The organism is Bacillus yapensis (genome assembly GCF_005280205.1).
Taxonomy (GTDB): Bacteria; Bacillota; Bacilli; order Bacillales; family Cytobacillaceae; genus Robertmurraya; species Robertmurraya yapensis.
Window position 1 is genome coordinate 106229 of record NZ_SUND01000001.1, and the last position, 24841, is coordinate 131069.

Sequence of the window (24841 nt, forward strand, 5' to 3'; positions counted from 1 at the left end):
TTAATCAATCCTTTCTTTTACCTTGGTCAAATTGACATACCTTTTTATAGCGTTATCAATACGTTTTGACCGATTAATCAATTCTTTTCTAATTTCAGGATTGTCAGCAGAGTAGAATTCATCTTTCGTATAATTGTATATGTTGTTATATAAACTTCTTAGGTTTGCCACAACATCATTGATTTCATCTTTACTTTCATTTAACTTCTTTGCTAATAGGTTTTGCTTCTCCATCAATTCTTCTCTTGATATTCTCCAAGAATCACATTCCCAACAGTCTTCAACCATACAATTCTGAAATTCATCTGTGCAATAACCGTCTACTAATTCATTTTTAACATCAGAGTTTGAAGGTCTTAATACAAACTTTTCTATAAAAGATGTTCCTATTGAAGTATCTTGTTGTTCATCTGAATTTCCCAACTTCTCACTATAACTTCCCAAATCAATATTTGAAATCAGTTCTAATATTTCAAGATCCACATAATTTTGAACATGATTGAAATAATGATTTTGCGAATCTATTGAAGTATGTCCACCAAGTCGTGCAATTTCAACAGGATGGTAGCCTTGCCTGTTCAAATTTATAAAAGCAAGGTGACGGGTATCTCCTGGCTTTAGTTGTTGAGTAATGGAGATAACATCTGAATCAAGCGGATTTCTATTCAAAGTGACATTGTATTGACCAAACACTATCAGATTAAAAAATGCTTTTAACTCTGATCTAAAAATACTATTTGTAAATCTATATGGATTCAGCCTTTTTGAATACGTACCATCAGTAGGCATCCAATACTTCCCTTCAAACATATTTGGTATTGAAAGGTAGGAAATAAGCGTATCTGTTCTACCAAAGCCGTTAGTTTTTTCTTTATAATCCTCTATCTTTTGATAGAGAGATTCAGGAATATTTATTTTATCCAAAATTTGTATTCTTCTTTTATTAGTTTCTTTTATTTTGTGTCTTGGTAATTTAATGTAATACTTCCCGTTATTTTCAATAAGGCAGTCACGTTCAATGTTGCAATATTCGCTTGGTCTCATTGGTATCAAATTTGTTAGATTCCACCAAAGCCAAACCGAAAACCATTTCAAGTATTCTATCTCTGACAGATTGCTTGAAAAATAATTTTCTAAGACTTTTGAAAAAACAAGAATATCTTTAGACGGAGGGATTATTCTCACAACGCTTTTTTCGGATTTAGGTTTAACTGAATATAATAGAGAGATATATTCATCAACATCAAAACTAAATTCATTATAGTAATCAAAAAAGTTTAACATCCCACTACATACGTATCTTCTCATACTATCCGACATATTTAGAAAAACATCGGCAAGTTCATCTTGATTTCTTTCAGTAAGCCCTTTAGTAATTTGTAGGAATACTAACAATGATTCATTAACCATCGTTATAATTGTTTGTGGGTTATATCCTTCATCTAAATTTGAAGACACCCAACATTTTACAATATCAACAAACTGATCCTTTGGAATATGCTTATTAAACTGGATAGCATCCTTAATCTGATTGAAGTCGATTGATTCTCTTTTGGATTCATAAGGAATTTCCAAATACCATTTCATCTCCTCAAAATAGCAGGAACTAAGATGTTTTGAATCCATTTCAGATTGAAGGATTATTTTTGCTTCTTTAATAGAATTTTCTATATCAAAGTGACTCTCATTGTATTCGTCAATCGTTTCTAAAGCTCTCTGTAAAGCTGTTGATTCTATCATAAAACCGCCTCCACCTTAATCTACTGGCTGTAAACCTTCTTCTTGTGGATCTGGAAGTTCTTCTAAATCGCCTATAAAGACGTTTAAATCATCGTCCAACAACATCTCGATAATTTCTGCCCCAAACATCTGTTTTGCTTCAATTATCTTAGAATAGTCCAATATCAATAGGTTGTATAATTTATTTTTTTCTCCTATTGGAGTCTGTGAGTTATACGCTATACTCTTATAAATCGTAAGTGTCCTTTTCAATCTTTTAGTAATAGTGCTTAGTGAATAGAAATGAGGAATAGAAAAAGGACACTTATTACAATCTGCTTTTGGGGCAATACACGTTGAAAAGAAACATTGATAAGTTTCCTCTCTGGCAGGAGATAACCCCAAGTTAATAAGATTTAATCTATTTTTTAATTCCTCTTTTGGTAATTCTTCTAAGAAAGTACCTACCGTTACGTCTCTATTTGATAGTGAGTTCAGATAAGATGCCATGTCTTCTAACTTCACAACATCACCAAGGAGCTTACGTAACTCAATAGACTTTTGTGTTTTTTCCAATCTATTTGTAAGGTTATCCCCAAGTAATAGGTTGTTTACTTTATGATATATGAACCCAAAATAACCAGTATCAAATAACTGTTCAGTAATGAAGTCTAAATGTTCTTGTGGCAACTTGATATAAATATTAGTCGTTTCAAGATTTGTGTGACCTCTTAAATGCTGTGCGATCAACATTGGATCGCCATTTAGCGTTGATTCAATGACTGAACTTGTAATACTTAGAACTGTTCTGTTCATTTTTCTTGATTCAAACTTAAATCCTTCTTTATATCCCCCAAAAAAAGAAGAATGGATAGGTTGAGTAACTTCATTTTTTCTGTTGAAAAAGTGAATAAGATGTGATTCTTCGTGAATATGAAAATGCCTACATCTAAACTCACATATTAAAATCGCATAAGCCATCGACAATTTCAGTTCACTTGAACAATAAAAAGTAGCCTTTTCTTTGTTCTTGTTATGCTCAAACCAACGAATTTGATAGAATCTTATCACCTGTTCAGCTTCTTCATTTGTTAAACTCAATTTCTCCAAATCCTCAAACGAGTTTAGATTGAATTTATCAAAAAGATGGGAAGGATACCTTGGGAACTCAACAACCGTTCCTTTTCTCCAACCATTATTTATATGCAATAAAACATATAGCCACATTGAGTCATATTTCTTATACTCTTTGATGTTTTTCAAGTCCTTCGTACTCTTTAAATATTTTATATTATCCAGAGCTAATTTCTTATGAAGTCTGTAATCCTTTACATAATTGTATAGAGAGATATACTCTTCAAGATCATATGTTTCTTCATCTTGATTACTTATTTTCTTTTTACTCTCACGTTTAAATTTCAAATTTGACAGGTTCATTATCCTTTTCCCTGTCTTTTGCTCTATATGATTAACAACTTCACACAAAAAAGAATATACGTGACCTTGATATTTCTTCGGAACATTGTTATTAAATATTCCTAAATTAATTTCATTTTCGGAAAATGAAAGCAACTCCCTTTCTCTTGTAAATTCACAAATCAGCTTTGTAGTGTACTTAAATGCAATAACTCTACCAATAGAAGTTTCCCTATTTCCAGACATATTCCGAAGTCTGTTCTTAGTATATTGGAACCATAGTCCCTTTGTTACTTGTGCATTTTCAGAAAACTGCACATCCTCAAATTCAAGAATTTCATTTAAGAGAATAGGATAATCAGTAATTGTATTACACAGTGCTGAAATAGTTCTTTCTGTTCTTAACCTTGCAATATAGTCATCAATACCCTTCTTGTCATATACAACTTTTTTATATTTATATTTTTCTGTTCTGACAAAAGGGGAAACTACACCTTTAATTTCATATCGTTTTAGTGCGTTATCATCTGCCTTTGAAGTTCCTATTGTATTGTGAAGCAACTCTACTTCTTCATACGTATATGTATTTTCATTTAACTCTTTAAGCGATTCTTCCTGCAAATTTTTAATAAAGTTGAAATCGCTTTTACCTAAATAAAGATCAGGCCCACTCACGAAAAAAGTTTCGATATTATACATTTTAAGAGTTGCACGAAAATTCTCTGGACTTATTGATAATTGTTCCACAGATTCTCTAACACTTATTACATCACGATATTTTTTATATACTTCTTCTTTTCGGACGAATTTGTATTCATATAAATTTTGAAGTGATACAATATCAATCCCTTGTTTTAATAGACTATCTCTGAATGACTTAATATCAACATCAATATTTAATTCTTTGTAAGCGTCAAATAGTGAGATGTAATCCTCCAAAAACTTATCGCAACTACTTTTCTTAATAAAAAATTTCTCATTCCTTGTTATGGGAATTTCAAGAATCAATGTTTCCATACCTACTTGCTCGATAAATCTATGAAGACCTTTAGAATCTGACCTAACGGATTTTCCTGTAATTCTTACAAACGCCTCTTCCAACACCATATATTCACTACGAATTCTGTCTACTTTCATAAGATATTTCTCGAATGATTGAACACTAATAAAAGTACGGTCTTTAATTTGTTTCACATTAATTTCACCAGATTCTATCAAACTATTTAATCTGGTTGAAGTCACACCATAATGTTTAACATTATATTTTTTTACCAATTCAGAATAAGGTGAGTATCCATCCATTATAGGTTCCTCAAATCTTCAATTTTTGTATATTTCTTGTCTGCGTGAGTAGTTGCCTTTGCTATTATTTCAACTGCTTCTTCGGTCTTTTTCTTAACATTATGTTCTTCTATATAGCTCTTTGAAGATTGAATATTACTGTCACCTCGTGCAATCATCACTTCGCTTGCAGACCACCCCAACAGAAATACAAGCATATTGGTGAAGATACCTCTTCCAACGTGAGTAGACCAACTTTTTGATGTCAGTCTTTGATAAGCCTCTTCATCATTCACAAGAAGAATACTTAAAAATTTATTTTTAACCTTTGTAAAACGTTCCCAATAAGAAATACCTGAAATCGGCTGTCCAGTATGTATTGAACAGAATAGAGCCTGCTCATTTTTTATTAAACCTTTCTTTTCTAATCTCGAAAGTAAATTCTTATGTTTACCATACATCTCTAAGACAATAGGGGCTTTGAAAACTGCTTGTATCCTCGTTTTCTTAACCTGTTCTGCTACTGTAAGTTTCTTATGAGAGAATAGGACATCCCAATTATCTTTGATATTTAAAGTAAACTCACCTGAACCGTTTCTGTACGGCTCTTTTACACTACTACGCAAAAGGTTCACTACTTCGCCTTTTCTCAAACCTCCATAACATTGTAAAGCAATACCCAATGCTATATCGGGAGCTTCCAATTCAGCAATTCTAATAAATAAATTTACAAGGTCTAATCTACCATTTCCGAAGTCGTGGAGATTATCTGATCCTCTTCCCATATCCCTCATATTTGGGTACTCTGTTCCTAATTCAAAATTATCAAAAGGGCTAAGTATAATAACTGTTTTCTTGCCCTTAATGCTCCTAATATCTTCTCTATATTGAATGTTTTCTGTTATTAAACCCTGCTCACTTAACCAAAAATAAAATTTTGTAAGCATTCGGTCAGCATCTCTTACTTGCTGTGCAATGATTTCATTTGCCCGTACTCTTTGCGTTAAGGAGGTAATATAACTTGAACCATGTTTCAATTTCAAACCCCTAATACCATTACTTCTCAATTCCAAAAACATTTCTTCTTCATCGGATATACAGTCTAAGATATAATTCAGGAACTTTTTTATTTCCTCTGCATAGTTCTTCTGTGTTTTTAATGCTAATGATTTCCTATCAAATGTACTCTTTATGAAATTTGATAACGGGTGAGGTAAAACTATCCCTGTTTCTTTATCCTCTATACAAAGAAATATTTTATCCTCTTCAACTAAATCACCTTGCCTAATTTCCTTTATTTTCATTTGTTTTACTACAAATTCATAGCTCACTATAATCCTCCTTCCGCTACCCGCTACGGGACTACATCCCCCTACATTGAATAGAACATACATTCTATATATAAATAATAACTTAATTATAAAAATATTTCCACACAAAAAAAACGACTATTGTGTAAAATAGTACGTCTCATAATGTTTGATATATCAATGTTTATTTTATATTATTCAAGTTATCCTATTTATAAACCCAAACATACTAATCCATGTCACAGATGCTATGAATCCATTTTTCATCCCTCATAAACCGAAGCGTCTGTTCATAGAACGGTGGTCGAAACCAGGACTGATGACGAAATTCAAGTGCACAAGGAATGTCTCCCATTTCTTTTTTACACCATCTCAAATATTGCACGTTTTCCTTTTTACAATCGAACCAAGGTGGAAATTGAAATAAGACCATCGCCAGTTTATTGGCTTTTATATAAGGAATTAAGGATTCTTTAAAGGCATCAAACATGGTCTGTTTATTATCAAAAGGAATTTCACCTCTCAAGTGACCAGTCATCCCTTGATAGGCTTTGACAACAAATTTGAAACCTTCAGGAGTCTCAGCTACCCATTTTTGTGCGTTTTTCTGTGGTTGGACAGCGTAGAATGAGGAATCGACTTCCACAATTGGAAAATGTCCTGCGTAATCCTTTAATTTGTCTCTTGGAGAAGTTTGGCTTTGATATAAGCTATCATGATCTCCCCATCCAGTCATCCCTATGTATATCACCTTTAATCACCTCACTTATTTATCATAAAAAAACTTTTTGATTCAATCTACTACTTCGCATTCTGCGCAGTGCTAAATACATTCAGGTAATAGAATAAATGAAATTAAAACAGACCATCGCTTATTTTATTCTAAACGATGGCCTGTCTTAAGGATAATTTTTCAACTAGAAAAATCATCAATTTTCTTCAGAAACATAACTAAGGGTTTATCAAAGTTGGACGAATGAATCACATATTTTAAAGATTTAGCATCCAACAGGTGTTACACCTTTATTTTAAACCCGTTAACGATTCTATTATTTTTCCAAATTCCAAATCATTTTTCTCTACAATACTGTCCTCTCTTGTTGCAAGAGTAACACTTTCACCATTATTTCTTAAGAAAATCAAATAGTTTTTACCTGATTCAACTGCATTATCAGGCAGTAATAAAGCGTGGACATTCTTTAGCTCCCCACCTTTATACGACTTAATAAGATCGAATTTTACCATACTTAAATTATTTTTTATTGGTTCAACTTGAATTGCTCTTATTTCAATAATATGGTCGGACAATGAATGTAATTCTTTAATACTTGAAGCTCTATCGACTGCCTTAGAAGCCTCGTCTGGAACTTTATTTTTTGTTTTCTCTTTAATATACTGACTTAATGAATCCTTTTTATTGTATTTATCGTCAACAAACGGTTCTACATATTCTTTTTTTTCAATGTTCACTAATCTTAATACATCATTATTTTCAACTTTTAATATAAATTGTCCAAATTGAACATAGAAAACTTTAGAATATAAAGTTGAACTATTTTCTGATAAAAATAGGATGTATTTTTCTCCTATCTCTAGTAGTTCCTCATCAGCAACATAAACTTCAATTTTCTCATTATCTATATCACCTGTTAAAGTATCCTCGACCATAACTTTAAAAAGATTGTTGGTGTTGGTAAATGGTGATTTTTCTTCTACTGTTCCCACTACTATATCAGTTGAATACTTATTTACTATATTATCAAAAGTAAGTTCTTCAAGTAATAAACCTTGAGCATTACTATGTTGTTCTACTTGAACCAGTTCCAAATCACTTGCCTCAAGTTGATGTATGATAAATAAAATTAAGATTACCGCACCGATTATAACGATTAAACCAAAATATAACTTTCTATTCATCAACATATCCCCCCCTTTACTCTTGAAGGAGCAAAGTCACCCGAGTTAAAGAATGTTATCCTCGACATTTAATCTTTTAATTTCTTTTTCTAAATAATCAAGCCTTTTTTGATTCTGTAAAATATCGAAAGTTAAGCAACCATTATATTAATTAACCAACTATTGAAACCAACAATTTTGTCTTACTTGAATCTTCAACAAAAACAACAATAATCCTTCTTGGATGAACACTCTATTTAGTGGGATAAAGTTTTTACTTTCAATATCACCATAAAGATAAGTGGCAAATTTTAATATATCGTTAATCAGTTGCCGAACTGTCTAATCAAAATAATCACCTAGTATTTTATGAACTGTAATAAGTAGTTATTCTCCTTCGGAGAGACCGAAACTTTCCGATTCAATCTACTAATTCGCAGTTCCTAAATATTTTTTCCGAAATTCGTTCGGAGAAATCCCTTCCTGCTTTTTAAAAAGCCGGCTAAAATAGGCCAATTGTGAAAAACCGCAGTTCTCTGAAATCTTCTCAATACTCCAATCCTTCGAAACCAATAATAGCTTTGCCTGGTCAATCCGAATCCGATTTAAATACTCAATAGGGGTGAAGCCAAACGAAGAAATCATGCATCTCGCGATATGGTTCGGGTGAAAACTTAAAGCCTCGCCAAGCTCGGCATAGGTGATTTTGCTTCGGTAATTCTTGCGAATGTAAGCCGCTGCTTGTTCCGCAACCGCGAGTGATGGCATCATTTTTTCCAGCTGAGCATGTTCAGATAAAACATTTAATACTTGTTGAAACAGAATTTGCCGTTGCCATTCCCAATTATTGTTTAATTCATGACCTGTTTTGACGATTTGTTGGCAAAGTTCTGCTGCGACCTTCCAGTTATGGAGCAAGCAAAAGTTTGGTACAACAATCCCAAAAGGAAACTCGGTAAAAGGGTTCCTGCTTTGTTCACCTTCCGCCATGTTTTGAATGAGGCTTGTTTCCTTTAATTCTTTCCATTCCTTCGGTGTGACGAAATGAAACCAGTAAAAATGCGTTTCTTCCTCACAGGGCTGATAAGAAAAGTGATGACGATCTGGATAAAGGATGAGGCAATGACCACTTTTCACTTCATATTTTTGCTCACCCTCCTGCATAAACAAAGTGCCTTTCGTGACAACAAGCACATCAAATACCCCAATACGATGACGATTCGGATGGGATTGACCTTTTTCATATGTATCTTCGCCTGCGTCCAATAGGACGGGTAACGGCGGTGCGGTTACGTGAAGCATGAGCAATTCACTTCCTTGTTAGGATTGTGCAAAAACTTGTTATTATCCTGCATATATTTATTGCCATTATACCATTACACTGATTTTGTAGATGTATTAATTTTAATAAAAGAGGTGTAGGTAATGACCGAAACAATCTCAAAAACATTACTTGAAAGTTCATTCAAATCCTTACCACTTGGAAGCATTAAACCAACTGGATGGTTAAAAAATCAATTAGAAATTCAGGCCAATGGATTTACTGGTCATTTAGATGAACACTGGGAAGATGTAGGACCTAATAACGGCTGGTTAGGTGGCTCTGGTGACAGCTGGGAAAGAGGCCCCTATTATTTAGACGGGCTGCTGCCGTTAGCCTACCTTTTAGATGATGAAAAACTTATCGAGAAGGTTCAACCATGGATTGAATGGGCTTTGAATAGCCAACGTGAGGATGGTTCATTTGGACCTAGTAACTTAATCCAGCTTAACGCGGTTTTGGGTGATAACCAGGATTGGTGGCAGGAAATGATTATGTTAAAAGTACTAACACAATATCATGAGGCCACTGGTGATGAACGGGTAATTCCTTTTATGAGCCGTTACTTTAACTTTCTTAAAGAAGCCATAGTCAAATATCCTTTAAAAGAATGGGCTCAAGCACGTGGAGCCGACCTTTTATTATCGATTCATTGGCTCTATGAACGGACTGAGGATGCTAGCTTACTAGAACTTGCGGAAATCGTACGAGAGCAATCAACAAACTGGAGTGAAATTTTTGCCAAGTTCCCGTTCTGGCGCAAACAAAACCAATGGGACCATCGCACACATGTTGTCAATGTTGCTATGGGCGTAAAAACGCCAGCTGTTTTTTACCGTCAAACGAAAAATGAATGGGAAAAAGAAGCTGTCTACCAAGGAATTGAAAGCTTAATGACCCACCATGGGCAGGCACATGGAATGTTTTCAGGGGATGAGTGGCTCTCTGGTACACATCCGAGCCAAGGTGTGGAGCTATGTGCAGTGGTTGAGTATATGTTTAGCATGGAGAATCTTGTCCGTATTCTAGGGGATGGAAAATTTGCAGACATTCTCGAAAAAGTGGCTTTCAATGCCCTACCTGCAACGATTTCGCCAGAATGGGATTCACATCAGTATGATCAGCAGGTCAATCAGGTGATGTGTAATTCAGCTAAACGTACGTGGGTGAATAATGAAGAAGCAAATATGTTTGGTCTAGAACCAAACTTCGGTTGCTGTACTTCCAATATGCATCAGGGCTGGCCAAAATTAGCTGCAAGCCTTTGGATGGCTACAAATGATGGTGGTGTTGCAGCCGTTTCCTATACACCATGCCGTGTACAAACTACTGTTGCCGGTAACACTGAGTTAGACATAACAGTGGATAGTGATTATCCGTTTCGTGAAAATGTTGTAATCAACCTTAAGCTTTCGAACACTGCACGCTTCCCTCTTTTATTACATGTTCCAGGCTGGTGTTCTGGATTCCAAGTGAAGGTGAATAATGAACTTCAACAGGTTAAAGTCGAAAATGGATTTGCCCGTATAGAACGAGAATGGCAGTCTGGGGATCAAATCGAAGTATTTTTACCAATGGAAGTGACGCAGGAGAGCCGGAACAATTACGCGATTGCTGTAAACCGTGGACCACTTGTCTATGCATTACCGATTGGTGAACAATGGGTACAAGTGCAGGAACGTGAACGTTTCCATGATTGGGAGCTCTATCCGACAACCCCATGGCGATTAGGCTTATTAAAGAATGCCGAGTTTGAAGTGAAAGTGGAAGAGGTTTCGTATCAGCCTTTTAAAACAGAATCTGCTCCAATCAAACTCGTAACTAAGGGACGACAGGTTGCAAATTGGGTGATGGAAAACAACTCAGCCGGTGAGCCTCCATTAAATCCAGTACCTTATCCGAATGCTAAGGTTGAAACGCTCGAGCTTGTTCCTTATGGATGTGCACGATTACGAATTGGTGAATTCCCGGTTATAAAAGAATAAAGGATAAGCTGTCCCAAGTGTGATTGGTTAGTTACACATGGGATAGCTTTTTAGTGGTAACTCTTTGTTTTGACGGTTCATGAAGACACTATTGTTCAGTATTCAGTGAATGATATTCGCATGAACGCTTCATAAAGACAACTATTGCTATACTCCAGAGATTTATGTCCGCATGAGTCGTTCATAAAGACAACTATTACTAGATTCCAGAGATTAATGTCCTCATGGACCGGTCATAAAGACAATTATTACTAGATTCTAGAGAATTATGTCCGCATGAGCCGTTCATAAAGACAACTATTTCAAGAATCCAGAGAACAACGTCCGCATGAACCTTTTATAAAGACAACTATTTCAAGAATCTAGTGAATGATGTCCGCATGCAACGCTCATAAATAAAATAATCCCGCGCAGAAGTATGCGCGGGATTATCTCTATTTCTTCAAAAGCAATTCAGCCAAAGAAGCAGACGCAGACCCATTGCCCCAATCAAAGATGGTGAACTCACCTGCATACTTTTCATCGTTCTCACCATGGTGAGCATTTTCCATCTCAAAGCCGTAGTCCTTCTCTCCAAAATGAGGAAATGTTTTTTCATAAATTTCTTTTACAGTCGGATTCTCCGGACAATACATCATATAGAAGGAGGCCTTCATTGCCCAAAAACTACGATACTTATATTCTTCCTTGTTCGTGAGCTTATAGTAGTCCTGATAGGTTAAAGCAAACAAGCTTTGGCGGGAATCATTCCATTCATCATCAGAGGTCATAACTCCGAATCCACCTAAAACAGGTAAATGTAAAAATTCAGGCTCCCAAATCGCTTGATATAGCGAAAGTTCAGCTAAGACTTTTTCCCCTTCTCGTAAAAACGTTTCATCTTTCGTGACCAAATATAACTCTTTCAATGCTTCAGCTGTCCAATAAATAGAGAAATTACATTGATTGTACAAACCGCTACGCTTATCCTTTACCCCGTATTGTTTTTCCTCCCATGCACGTGAGCATGACCAATACGTTTCAAAGTCCTCCCATCTGCCTTCAGGTAGAACCTCATTCAAAACAAAGTTCATTCCACTTATTGCAGAAAGTAAATAATGACTCTCTCCCGTAAGTTGACAAAACTTTGCCAGTAGCCAAACATGGATAGACGTCTCAGGGCTATTCTTTAGAAAAGGGGAAACATCCCCAGTTTCTTCATGTACCCAAGCCGGAAAACTACCATCTGTTGCCTGTAGTGTCAACAATCTCGTAATATAGTTCCTCGTATACTCTAATATTCCTAAGTCTTGCTCAATATCCTCATACCATTTCAGCATCCAAATACATGTCCAAGACATATCCAATAAATGAGCATATTGGTCATGATGTTCAGGTCTGCGGTCTGAATGTCCCCAGCTTCCGGCCTCCCATTGATTATCTGCACCCGCCCAATAAACAGATGGAAATAATCCATTTTTCTGTGGAGCTGATAAAGCAAAGTTTTTGGCAAGCTCTGCCCTGCGGACCATATCGGCATCATTCCATTGTTTTCCCCACAGATAGTATCCATAGGCACTTCTTAGACTAGAAAACCAAGCCTGATTCCACAAGCTTTTCTTTTCACGCCAATTGTCTTCCTGTCCCACTCCAGGAGACTGAGCCCCTCGAACAATAAAGACACATCCACCGACATTTTTTTGTTCCAGCTCAAATTCATTCCAAACAACATTTTCCCAATTATGAAACGCCCAGTTATACGTATGTTTGGCGTAACTCTCAATGTCTTTCAGTGAAGACTCTGTTTGTCGCATCCTTTTTTCAGCAAAATTCTCCCACAGATATTCTGTAACCGGGAGAAAATTTCTCTTTTCCTTGGAATCAATCCACTCGACTAAATGGAAGCGAAATAAAGTATCACCTTGCTCAACATGAAAAGATTCTTCTATTCTTTTAAAATACACATGCTTTGTTTTTTCATAATGGCCTATACCATAAAATAGTGTTCGTTCTGGCTCAACATAGTCCATGAAATGAGGAGTCACTCTGCCAGACTCGATAAAATCAAGATCGGGCACCAAAGCGAACAGCTTATCTTCTTTTTCAAAAATCATCACTGGTGAACGAAAAACCTGATCACCAATAACCATATCTTCTGCTGGTGCCAAATGCGGTTTCCACATGCACTGTATAGCGGCATCCTTCAACTTCATGTTTAATTGAATCGTGTTTACTTCTTGAGACGGAAGGTTCCATTTCGCATCGACAACTACCCGTTTATATTTACTCGTTTGCGTTTCTGATAGCGAAAGATTTAGGGTCTCATCGATTTCGATCCAATCATTCAACCAAGTAGACATATTAATTCCTCCTAGGGGATTTCACGATAAGGACATCTAATCCATTGATGACCACTTCACCTGACACTGGTTGTTCCGTAATCACGTCAGTACCCGCTTCATTGACAGCGACCGTAACCGGTTCCCGATTTACATTCATATAAAAAGTAAAGCAATCCTGCTCATTCACACGTCTTGTCAAATAAACTTCCTTTGGAACATTCGTAACGGTCAGCTTTAATTCTTCAGCCACATCAGCCAAGAAATCGTAAGCCAATTCATTATTTCCCATGACTCCGACATAATAGACAAGTCCTGCACCATGTGAGTTTTTCGAAATCGCTGTCCGACCCGCATAGAATTTCTGTGTGTAGACAGCTAGTGTTTCGGCGGTTTGATTGTCCAGCATATCTAACCACACCTTAACAGGATATTCCTTCCCTTTATACGTGATCTCATTGGCATAAATGTCAGGAAGTACCTCAAATTCATCGACGATCGTTCCAGCCATTTCAGCCAATAATCCTGGCCATGGCAATTCATGCGTAGTATTCGACCATGTCTTCATTCCGCTTCGTGCCCCAATAATGAGGCAACCCCCATTTTCAACATATCGATTAAAATTTTCATAGATTTCATCACTGACCATTGCCATGGATGGAGCAATAACCAACTTATATTTTGATAGATCAGTAGTTGGGTCGATGAGGTCAGCCGTCAATCCTAGCTTTGTTAAAGCACGGTAATAGGTAAGCAAATGTTCCCTGTGTTCAAAATTCTTATATTGCTTATGCGCTTCAAAAGCCCACATCTGATCATAACTATAGATAATCGCGACCGGCGCCTCAACAGTAGTATCTACAAGCTCTGTTTCAAAACGGCTTAATTCCTCTGTCAGCTGCTTCACTTCATAATAAGGTCTTCTTGGGCTTCCATCATGGCGCAGCAAGCCATTTGGATTCTGTTCTCCACTATATTTATTTGACCTCCAGCGGTAAAATAAGACCCCATTCGCCCCTCTAGCAATATCCTGATAGGTCCAAAGGCGAACTAATCCAGGTTCAATCGCTAAATTATAGTCACTGTAATTAAAATAGCCATTTTTCTGTTCTAGTACCCAATGAGCTTTATGTTTGGCAGCCCGATAATGGTCATGTAAAAAACACTCGATATGGTTGTCTCCATCCACATTTGGGTACGAATCCCAACCGATAAAGTCTAGCTTTTTCGAAAGGTCATAGGCATTTAAATTCGGATACCAGCCAAGCATATTATGGGTAACAGCATGGTGTGGAGCAAAACTCTTAATAATGTCTACTTGACGATTTAAATGGTTCACTGTTGAATCCGAACCAAAGCGCGTAAAATCAAAAATTTGACTAACGGAAATCGTCAATTGATCGGCTGAAGGTGGCGTCACTTCTTCCCAACTGTTATACACCTGACTCCAGAAGCATGTCCCCCATGCATTATTCAGTCCCTCAAGACTTCCGTAACGTTCCTCAAGCCATTTTTGAAAAGCTTCCCTACAATCCGAACAATAACAATCTACATTTCGAAGCTCATTATCAATTTGCCAGCCGATAACTGCAGGATTCGAAGCGTAGTGCTCAGCCATTTTTGTCACAATACGATTCACATAAAAGATGAAAACACGGCTGTTATGACAATGCATTCCTCGTTCACCATGAATTCGACCGAACTTATCATGTCTAACTACCTCTGGATGCTTATGACGTAACCACACCGGTGATGCCTCAATCGGCGTACTGAGGAGAATTTGAATATCCGCCGCATGTGCTAGTTCGATAAAGTCATCGAGCCAGGAAAAATCAAATTCCCCCTCCCTCGGTTCTAAAAACGACCAAGATAGCTCTGCTAATCTTAAAATCTTGATTCCTGCTTCCTTCATTAACGCAATATCCTTCGGCCATCTTTCCCTCGGCCAGTGATCAGGATAATAACCTGCACCAATATAGATTTCATTCTTCATCTTTGTAACCTCCATTCAGTAAGATTGAAAAGGCGCAATCAGTAGAGGGAAATCGCCAACCGAGTGCGAATTATCTTATGTTTGGGTTCTTCAAGACTATTTGGCCTTCTTCTAGCTCAATGCGCATCTTATTAAGGTCTTTCATCCCTAGTTCCTCTAAATAATCACTCGGGATTTGAATCCGACCTGCGCTGTCTAGGACAGCCAATTCCACATGAGACTCTTCTGCTGCTTCTTCTTCCATTTCATTTAAATAATTTTCATAGATATTTCGTCTTAAGATTTCACTCGATGTCTTCCCATCGCGGATCGCCACAACCCGGTCCATCTTTTTCATTAACTGGGTATCGTGGGTGACGATGACAATCGTAAGTCCTAAAGATTTATTTAGATTACGAAAAACATCCAGAATAACATCTGCTGTCTTCCCATCAACGCTTCCTGTTGGTTCGTCCGCTAGTAACAACCGCGGATTATTGGCAAGTCCGATCGCAATCGCAATTCTTTGCTGCTCTCCACCAGATAACTGATTGAGGCGATTATGTTTTCGATGTCCCATTCCAACCATCTCTAACAGTTCTATCGCTCTTTCCCTTTTATGACGGCCTTTTAACAGCATCGGCAGCTCCACATTTTCTACCGCTGTTAAATAGGGAATTAGGTTTCTTGCATTGTTTTGCCAAACAAATCCGACCGTTTCGAGCTTATAGTCTACGAGTTCTTTGTCCGTGACCCTTAATAGGTCCTTCCCATCGACGAGAATTTTTCCAGCAGAAGGACGATCTAATCCTCCAAGAATATTAAGCAAGGTCGATTTCCCGCTTCCACTGCTCCCGATAATGCCCATCAGTTCGCCTTTTTCAACGTCCAAATCTAACCCCTGTAAGGCAATCACTTCAATGTCATCATTAAGCTTGTAAATTTTCATGAGATTGCTGCAATGAATCATTAATCTTCACCTAACTTAATCGCTTGAGAAATGCGGATATTTTTTAATATAATCGCTAAAATTGACAGTCCAATCAGCAGGGTAACCAGAACAAATCCATAGATCGTCCACTCGTCCCCCGCATCAAAAACGACTTGGAATGGCGGTACGACATCTTTCGGGTTAAAGGACAACTGAAACATTGGCACAAATAAGGTGCTCGTAATGCCTCCGATCCCGATACCTAGTGCACAGGCAATTCCAGAGGTTAATAATTGCTCATAGAGCAAAATCGCAATCAACTGACGAAGTGGTATTCCCATCGCTCTATAAATCCCATATTGCAAACTTCGCGACTTCATTGTTAAAATCCAATAAATCAAGAAACCAATGAAGGTAACCATAATCGAGATTAAAAATCCTAGCGATAAAGTTCCGTTGATCCCTAATAAAAAGGCACTATTTTTCATTTCAACTAATTGAGGCTGTACATCTGCTACATTTGTTAAAGGTAGTCCAGTCTCTTTCAATTCTTCATAAAGCGTTTCTCTCGTAGCATCTTCTTTCACCTTCAACCAAACCTCATACGGCTCAAGTCCAATCATATTTTGGACATAGGACAAGTTCGCCACCACTAAAGTCGAAGCTGGTTTATCCTCTGATGTTTGCAGTGGATTAAATCCTGGCCAATAGTCAATAATTCCGTAGACAACAAATTCAACCGGAGTTGTGCCATTCGAAGAAATCGTTAAGTAATCGCCTTCCTTCACTCCGAGATTTGATGCAGCCGTTTTCGATAAAAGGACAGCACTTGGTTCTTTTGCGAGTAAGTTTAAATATTGATACCAATGATGCGACAATAAGGATGGCTTAAACCAAGCTGTCTCACCAAAGTCCTTCGAATCAATCGCCATCATATTAACAGAGGAAATCGATTCCCCTTTTGCATCAATCGTGACATCTTCTTTTTGAAAAACCTTAGTGACATGCTCTGCCGACTTCAATTTCAAAAATGGATCATACGGTGGTTCTGCGTAGATCGTCTCTCTTACTCCAGTCACAGCTTCTTCTGCCTCTTGATTTTCCGTACTAGTCTCTGATGGAGAACCTGTTGGCCCTACAGGGGAACTAACTCCTCCTGAGGTCACGCTATCCCAACGAACCTGAACCGCTACATCGGCACCATTGCCATAGCGAATTTGTTCCTCTAAATTATTGTTAATCGTTCTCGCTGCACTCGCACTAAATACGCCAACTGCAATCGTTAAAATAAGAAATAACATTAAATAGAGATACTGCTTGGCTGAACGGCTAACCTGAATAAGCGTGCTGTAAAAAGATAAGGAGAAATATTTTTTCCCTAGTCTATTAATTCCTTTTAATAAAAAAGGATAGATTCGTAGTGTTAATAAGCCTAATCCGATGATGAAAGCCGCTGGGACAAAGAATAGTAACGGATCAACGGTAAAGGAATTTGCAGTATCCCCCATCGCTAGTAATTCTTTTTGGCGACGATTAAAAATTGTCCATCCATAAACAGAAATCCCTAGAAGAGCAATTTCGATAAATACCGTATACCAACCGACATTTCCAACGACTCTGAAAGCTGTTCGTTTATGATGAACAATATTTTGTTTTGACGCCTGATAAATCGGGATCATCATCATAAAGATACAAGCGATCACTGCCAAGAAGGAATAAAGAAACGATTCCTTTAATAGCTTCGTTTGTAAGGATGAACGTTGGACGAATTCTAGGAATCCATTGGTCGCACCTAAGATTTTGCAGAGCCATAATCCTAGAAATGGTCCCATTAGAAAAGCGACGGTAGCGAGTAGTCCAATTTCAATTAAATAAATAAGTAGAATCTGTACTCGTTTAGCTCCCCGACTATTTAAAATCGCAATTTCATTCCGCTGACGGTCGATGATTAACTTCGTAACCATATAAAGATAGATTCCGAGCATAATAAACAACGGAACATTCAACGACCAAAGCATCGTACGCAGCTGACCGCTTTTATCAAAATAACTCGTGATAATATTTTGCGCTGGAAAATTCACAATAAGCTTGCCATCCGTCAATTCACTAACAGCGGCCTTTGTTCTTTTTTCCATCCCAACTAATGATTCCAGTTGGTTTATCGTGACTGCATGATAATCAAATGCTGTATAAAAACGAATCGATTCGATCTTGTGAGAATCTCCATTCACAAAAGCTGTTTCGAAAATTTCTTCTGGCAGGAAGAAATCCTCATTGTAGGAATCAGGGGAAGTAAACCAATAAGGATCTCGTTCATCCTTTGCCTTAAACGTCCCCACGGGCTTAACGACAATTTGTTCATTGCCCTTTCCCGCTAAAAAAGTTGTATTTAAGACAATATCACGCTTTTTCAACGCACTCTCCGGAACTAAAACCTCATAGATTCCGTCTTTCGTTGGTGCGTTCGGCCAATTTCCATCGGTGATCTCAATATGTTTTTTCAGATCACTAAAAGAAAGAATGCTCCCAAATTTTTGCTCCTTTAAAGACGCCTGGCTTGGGTCCTCATATGCAATTGCGAGTGGTGCCGTACTCATCATCGTGAGCGTTGCTTCGATTGGCAGATTGACCTCATTCGTCAGATTTGTACTTGTTTTCTTTAGCTCATTTACGAGACTCTTTTGATCCTCCTCAGCACTCGGAAGTTGGATGAGATAAGAGTACTCTCCTGGGTATTTATCATTTTTCACTTGGTAATCTTCTAGTTCCTTTAGTAACAGCTTTGATAGAACACTAGAGGAATACGTAGGTATACTCGATACGAGCGAAGACGTAATTAATAAACCGAGGAAAAGACTGCCAACAAGCCAACGATTATTAAGTATTTTACGTATGATAATCTTTAAGATCGCCATGGCACATTCCTCCTATTTTAAAATAACCTTGTCTCCCTCACTGAGACCTTTTATGACCTCAACCTCTGTATCCGTACTAATTCCTACTTCAATATCCACTTCTCTTTTCGTGTTGCCATCGAGAACTTGGACATAGTTTCTTCCCATCGCCAGCCTTAAACCGTTTTTCGGGATAACAAGTACCTTTTCTTTTTGCTGGGTAACGACTTCAAAATCGATTAAATCACCGACTTTTGCATCCTTTGGCAGTTCAGCCAGACTCATTAGAATACTTTTTTGATAAAGCTCTGCATTGGTTTCCATAATATCTAGTGGAACATCCTTTGGCGTTTGCACAACTTTCCCTGTGATCGGTTTGCCATTACTCGTAAGATTCGCAGTCATGCCGAGCTTGATATCCGCGATTTGTTCTACACTTTGTGCAGTGTATAAAACCTGTAGGTTGCTTGTATCAGCCACTTGGACAATCGATTCAAAAGCTTGAACGGGATCGCCTGCTTTTTGTTCGCCTACAAAGGTGACGATTCCATTTATCGGTGATTTGAGCTGTGATTTCGCTAATTGCTCCCTCATGTACTGCACTTTGTTTTTAACAGACTGAAGGTCCAATTTAGCAATATCAATCGTGAGTTGTGGGGCATTTTGACTCTGTAGAGCTTTAAGCTGAAGCTCCGCCTTTTTTAGATCAAGTTCTGCTTGCTTCACATCAAAACTGAGAGTAGCTGTATCGACCTCTACAAGAAGTTGCCCTTTTTTCACCACATCTCCTTCGCTAACGTGGAATTTTTTAATTCTTGCACCTGATTCTGAAAAAGATAGGGTGTGATTATCGACAGGTGTTAAGGTCCCTGCTCCTTTAAGACTTTTGATAATACTGCCTGTTTTCACATCGACGACATCGTATTCTACTTTTGCAGGCTCTACTAAAGGAGGTGCAAGCACCGCCTCTTCTTTCGGCAAGAAAGAACAAGCCGATAAACTGGAAACGATTACACACATAGATATACTTGTCACGAGTTTTGAATACTTTTGTTGAGCTTTACGCAATTTTGCCATCCTCCAATTCAAAAACATGCTCGATCATTTCTAGAATGGCTGGATCATGTGTTGTCATAACGATCGTGGTTTTCTTTTCTTCTACCAGCTTCTTAAATCTTGTAATGATTTGAAAAGCAGTTTTACTATCTAGTTCCGCGGTTGGTTCATCAGCCAAAATAATGGAAGGAGAAGGCGCAATCGCTCTAGCAATTGCACAACGCTGCTGCTCCCCACCAGATAGTTCAAAAGGATGGTGACTAGCTCGTTTGGTTAAGCCGACAACCTCTAATGCATCCTGCACCCGCTCTGCCCATTCCTCCCTTGGTGTACCTGCAACGCGAAGGCCAAATTCAATATTCTCCTCCACTGTCATTAATGGGACTAGCCCAAATGATTGAAAAATAAAACCGATGTTCGTTCTTCTAAACTCCGTTCTTTCTTTCTCTGAAAGCTGGCCGATATCGCTATTTTCAAAGAGTACTTTTCCATCTGTGGGTTGATCTAGAGCACCCATTATATTAATGAGCGTCGTTTTTCCAGAACCTGATCTTCCTTTTAAAGCCACTAATGTATTCGGTAAAATCGATAAATTAATTTTTGAAAGAACTTGGACTTTGTTTTCGCCAGCACCATATTCCTTCACAACATCTGTCACTGCAATTAGTGGAAGCATGTATGTAACCCCCGAAAAGTATGATTGTTTTACTTCTTACGCATTCACTGTTTTTCGATCAGGAGCAGAATAAGCAATCATCATCCGGCATGGCTCCCAGCTCGTCACTGTTGCATTGTGCGGTACATTTCTTGGAATGCGCAACATCATCCCAGGTGACAAATGAACGGTTTCGTCCCCTAATGTATGGTCACACTCACCTGAAAGGACAAAGATAAGCTCCTCACAATTTGGATGGTAATGCCTATGGTTGGACTGCCCAGCATGAATATAGACCATTCCAAAGGTCATTTCAGCATCTGAATCAATCTCTTGACCACAAAGCCATTGAATTTTTCCCCAATCCATTTCTAACAAATGCTTTTGTTCTGATAAATTCGTTATCGTCGCCATTAATGGCCCACCTCCAATTATGAATTGATGACCGCCCTTTTCCCAGGCTCAGTAAATCTGTATGCTTGAAATAGCTTAAGAATTTCCAATGATTCTTCTAACGTACCCTTTTGTGGCGCGTTTCCTGTTAGAATGCTCTCACAAAAATGGTTAACCTCTTGAACATATCCCAAATAAAAAAGATTTTTATTATAGAGCTGTCCGAGCGAAAATTCTGGTTCCCAATGAAGAGGCGCGACTTCATTATCCACTAAATAGGAGGAATCCCGTCCATATGCTGGAAGAGCTGCCTTTCGGTAATAGGTGACCTTCACTCCGTTTTCCACGACAATATTGGCTCCCTCACCGATCACTTCTAGCCTCTCAAGCGGACTACTTCCAGATATTCCAGCTGTTAAATGTAGAGTCCCAACCGCTCCAGTTAAAAAGCGGAAATTTGTTACGCTTCCTCCATTCACGGGCTCCCATTCGTAGGAAAGAGATTCAATCTTGCCCATTAAATAATGGATAATCGCGCCAGGATGAAAGATATGATCAAGCAAACTTGTTAAATTTCGTAAATCCTTTCGTTCTTCGAAGGGTGGCATATGCTGAGGATATCGAATGTAGATGGAGGAAATTGTCCCAAACTCTGGTGTTTGAATAATTTCTTTCACCTTTTCGATCGAAGGGAAAAACGTTTTCTTCAAACCAGTCATGACATAGCGGTTGTGTTGTTGGCTGGCAGCGATTAGCTGTTGAATTTCTTCTGTACTTGATGCGGTTGGTTTTTCCATCCATACATGAGCACCGGCTTTTAAGCAATCCAATGCAAGGTCTGTTGCTTGGACTCTACCATCAGGATGGTAAGAGGTTACAATAAAGACAGCATCAGGTTTCTCTTTTTCCAGCATTTCTAAATGATTCGTATAATGAGCTTTTGCACCGAATTGAGCTGCATAAGAAGCCGCTTTCTCAGAATCCTGATCGCAAATGGCAAGTAAATGAATCGGTGCGTATTGAAAAGTCGGATAAATATTTCGGAAAGAATGTCCACCGGCTCCGATAAAACAAACATTGAGCTTTTTTTCATATTCGAAATTATAGGTTATCAATGATCGTGCCATGAGTCTTCAACTCCTATTTGGATTTTCGACAGGTGTACTGTACCCACTTAACCGGAGAAATTCCTTCTATTTCGAAAGAATAATAGTTATTTAGTGAAATAGGCGGAGATTTTCCGCTAATTGACCTAAAAAGCCTTAAAATCATGAAAAATGTATGGCTTAACCGGAAAAATTCCGCTTATTAGTAGAGTAATAGACTAAATTCTTGATTTAACCGGAATTTTTCCGCCTATTTTTCAATGTAACAGTGCTATTTGGATAAAAGAAAATGTAAAGGTATCGCTGCCTTTACACTTTCTTTATCTATTCTGTTTTAAATAACTTCTAAATCATCCTTGCTTGGAAGTGTTGGATAAGCGTTATGTGGTTCAGCCTGATACCAGAACGCAGTCGAAGCAATATCATCCTGAAGTGGCAGATATCTATGTCCTGAACGCCAACCTAATGCTTGAATAGTCACTTTTAAATCTTCCTCGAAACGAATTGGATCCATTACATGCCAGCGGTACATGCCAAAGCGTTGCTGACTTTGATACAGTCCATCCGGCTTGATTACCTGGTGCATTCCAAGATAAGCCGTTGAGTACGTACCGTATTCACCTTTTGGTTGCTCCCAATTCCATGCGCCGCCGAAGTAGTCTTCTGTTCCTGTTCCACAGATCGTTGGATATTCTTTATCCCCATCCATATAGAACTTGATTTCGCCTTCTCCCCACCAGCCTGTGTTGTTTACTCCCCACGCAATGTAGGTACCAACATAATGTCCATGTCCTTTTACACCATCAAGAATGGTATGAACATCTTTGTATAGTAGTGGGTTGCTTCTTCTCCATTGCGCATGGAAATAAGCAGCATCCTCTGGAATATCCGTTAATGTGTAATCCACCTGATAATAAAGAACCTCATCATTGTCAGAAATGTTCTCAACCGTAATTTTTGCTGATTTACGGAAAGGCATTTCCCAATAGCTATTCATTCCACCAGCCGGATTCACAGCTACAGGAATCGAACTAACATTACTGCGCTCGCCCCAACCATTACAGAAGAAATCACCAATCGGTACTTCTACAGATGGTGTTTCTTCTCCATCCCAATACATACGAAGAATCAGATATCGCCAAGAAGGCGGGAAGCAAGTTAGCCAAATATGTTGGATTGCTCCTGGTCCATCCATTTCTGCCATCGTAATCGTTGACTTTGCTTTTACATGGACAGACGGTGAAACCTTCCAGCCTTGTCCTAAATCTCTAGCACACTCTGCACCTGTTCCCTCAGTTGCCATCCCACCTTTGCCTTTTTCACCAGTGAAATTTTCAGGGCTGATTGAACGTGTTTTTGCTTTTGATAAACGTGATAGATTCCCTAATCCCATTCCTAATCCGTTAAACATAATGTGTCACTCCATTCTCTAGTATTTATTCTAGTTCTAATTCTGCTTTCATCATGTAGCTATTGTAGGTACCCCAGCGCGACATCGTGAAATACATTGTTTTTCCTTCATTTTTGATAAAAGAAGGATGCATGTACGAGCCGTATAAACCAGGGAAATCCTTTTGTGCTACCATCACTTTTGGTTCGGTCCATGGTCCCCATGGATTTTCTGCTTCAACGAAATCAATATTCGTTGTCTCACCGTTAATATAGGTCATAATCCAGCGCTCTAAATCCGAATTCCACACAACAGATAGTTCACCCGCTGTTGTTTCTAAAATAGACTTGGCCTCTTTTTCTTCACTCGACCACTGCGGGTGCCCATTTGCATCTGTTCCAGTAAAGTATTGATAACTGTTCTTGTCTTCGATTTTATCCTTATTCACTTTCATGAGCTGAATCGGGCTGTATCTTCCTGCTTTCACCCCGTAAAAATAAATATCATCGCCAAGAACTTCGTTTTGTTCAGGTTTTACAATCGCGACCTGAGTAAAATTACTGTCCCCTTCCCAGGTTAACTCCTCCACGGGTGCCCATGTTTCCCCTGCATCATTTGACTTGTAGACACCCGAATACGAAGTCACCCATACTCCTGGATCGCCCCAAGCGTCTACTGCCATATAGTAGAGATACATGCTTCCATCCACAGCTACCCCATAGGTCGGAATGGATGTTAAGTGATAACCTTGCGTCTTTTTAGAAGGAATGAGTTCTTTCGCCATACCATTTTCATCAGCTAAGAAACCATCTAACTCAATTCCATCAGTCGGATCCATATCCTTCGAAAATCCAACCGTATTCGATCGCCAATTCGTTGATGGACCGGTACCAGGAGGCACTGCACTCCCGGATCCAAACGTATCACCGAAAACGTAGTAAAACGTTCCATCCATATCAAAAATACTTCCGAGATCCGTACCAGCGATATCATACTGTTCTTCGGTTTTATTCATGGAATCTTGACCAGTTATCGCAGCAATCTCAGTTACTTCAATGTCTTTAATCTTGGCTTTCGGACTATCCTTGCTGGTTGAGTTTTGGAGATTCATAAACAGATAGATCCCAACGACAAGGACGATAATCCCTATTAGTGACGCTGATTTTTGCATGGTTGTCATTTTCTTCAACATCTGTAT

General features: G+C 38.2%; 16 protein-coding genes and 1 pseudogene. 1 reads left to right on the forward strand and 16 read right to left on the reverse strand.

The genetic code is table 11. The features are described 5' to 3' along the window. The 6 genes and pseudogenes from FAR12_RS00580 to FAR12_RS00605 form a co-directional block, all read right to left on the reverse strand. Positions 1-1740 carry a tyrosine-type recombinase/integrase gene (locus FAR12_RS00580; RefSeq protein ID WP_126405294.1) on the reverse strand — a complete coding sequence of 580 codons (1740 nt, stop codon included), beginning with the start codon at positions 1738-1740 and terminating at the stop codon, positions 1-3. A 15-nt stretch (positions 1741-1755) separates the two neighbouring features. Beyond that, the gene (locus tag FAR12_RS00585) at positions 1756-4437 is read right to left on the reverse strand and encodes a hypothetical protein (protein WP_126405295.1); all 2682 of its coding nucleotides are present in this window, start codon (positions 4435-4437) and stop codon (positions 1756-1758) included. After that, positions 4437-5747, reverse strand: coding sequence for a hypothetical protein (locus tag FAR12_RS00590; protein WP_126405296.1), 1311 nt, complete (start codon positions 5745-5747; stop codon positions 4437-4439). The genes FAR12_RS00585 and FAR12_RS00590 overlap by 1 nt, the downstream gene beginning before the upstream one ends. 217 nt (positions 5748-5964) lie before the next feature. After that, a pseudogene (locus tag FAR12_RS00595) lies at positions 5965-6477 on the reverse strand (DUF72 domain-containing protein); the annotation flags it as partial. A 272-nt stretch (positions 6478-6749) separates the two neighbouring features. Further along, positions 6750-7643, reverse strand: a complete 894-nt coding sequence (locus FAR12_RS00600; protein ID WP_126405297.1) for a hypothetical protein — start codon at positions 7641-7643, stop codon at positions 6750-6752. A gap of 408 nt (positions 7644-8051) precedes the next feature. Then, positions 8052-8924 (reverse strand): helix-turn-helix domain-containing protein, encoded by an 873-nt coding sequence (locus FAR12_RS00605; RefSeq protein ID WP_126405298.1) that lies wholly within the window; start codon positions 8922-8924, stop codon positions 8052-8054. A 123-nt stretch (positions 8925-9047) separates the two neighbouring features. Between FAR12_RS00605 and FAR12_RS00610 the strand changes: the two genes are divergently transcribed. Beyond that, positions 9048-10928, forward strand: coding sequence for a beta-L-arabinofuranosidase domain-containing protein (locus FAR12_RS00610; RefSeq protein ID WP_126405299.1), 1881 nt, complete (start codon positions 9048-9050; stop codon positions 10926-10928). A 434-nt stretch (positions 10929-11362) separates the two neighbouring features. Here FAR12_RS00610 and FAR12_RS00615 read toward each other — a convergent pair whose 3' ends face one another. The 10 genes from FAR12_RS00615 to FAR12_RS00660 form a co-directional block, all read right to left on the reverse strand. Next, positions 11363-13267: a hypothetical protein gene (locus tag FAR12_RS00615; RefSeq protein ID WP_126405300.1), complete on the reverse strand. Its 1905-nt coding sequence runs from the start codon at positions 13265-13267 to the stop codon at positions 11363-11365. A gap of 1 nt (position 13268) precedes the next feature. Beyond that, a complete protein-coding gene (locus FAR12_RS00620) occupies positions 13269-15239 on the reverse strand; it encodes a beta-galactosidase (protein WP_170972033.1) in 1971 nt (656 codons plus the stop codon). 70 nt (positions 15240-15309) lie between these two features. Next, positions 15310-16188 carry an ABC transporter ATP-binding protein gene (locus tag FAR12_RS00625; protein WP_126405302.1) on the reverse strand — a complete coding sequence of 293 codons (879 nt, stop codon included), beginning with the start codon at positions 16186-16188 and terminating at the stop codon, positions 15310-15312. Further along, entirely contained in the window at positions 16188-19064 is a 2877-nt protein-coding gene (locus FAR12_RS00630) for an ABC transporter permease (protein WP_126405303.1), read from the reverse strand. Before FAR12_RS00630 ends, FAR12_RS00625 begins: the two co-directional genes overlap by 1 nt. Positions 19065-19076: 12 nt before the next feature. Then, complete coding sequence (locus FAR12_RS00635) at positions 19077-20111, reverse strand: efflux RND transporter periplasmic adaptor subunit (RefSeq protein ID WP_170972034.1); 1035 nt, start codon at positions 20109-20111, stop codon at positions 19077-19079. After that, positions 20104-20775 (reverse strand): ABC transporter ATP-binding protein, encoded by a 672-nt coding sequence (locus FAR12_RS00640; RefSeq protein WP_126405305.1) that lies wholly within the window; start codon positions 20773-20775, stop codon positions 20104-20106. The genes FAR12_RS00635 and FAR12_RS00640 overlap by 8 nt, the downstream gene beginning before the upstream one ends. Positions 20776-20811: 36 nt before the next feature. Then, positions 20812-21168, reverse strand: a complete 357-nt coding sequence (locus FAR12_RS00645) for a cupin domain-containing protein (protein WP_126405306.1) — start codon at positions 21166-21168, stop codon at positions 20812-20814. A gap of 17 nt (positions 21169-21185) precedes the next feature. Continuing rightward, the gene (locus FAR12_RS00650; RefSeq protein ID WP_126405307.1) at positions 21186-22274 is read right to left on the reverse strand and encodes a Gfo/Idh/MocA family protein; all 1089 of its coding nucleotides are present in this window, start codon (positions 22272-22274) and stop codon (positions 21186-21188) included. A gap of 313 nt (positions 22275-22587) precedes the next feature. Beyond that, entirely contained in the window at positions 22588-23664 is a 1077-nt protein-coding gene (locus FAR12_RS00655; RefSeq protein ID WP_126405308.1) for a glycoside hydrolase family 172 protein, read from the reverse strand. A 25-nt stretch (positions 23665-23689) separates the two neighbouring features. Next, positions 23690-24835, reverse strand: a complete 1146-nt coding sequence (locus tag FAR12_RS00660) for a glycoside hydrolase family 183 protein (RefSeq protein WP_126405309.1) — start codon at positions 24833-24835, stop codon at positions 23690-23692. Between the last annotated feature and the right edge of the window lie 6 nt (positions 24836-24841).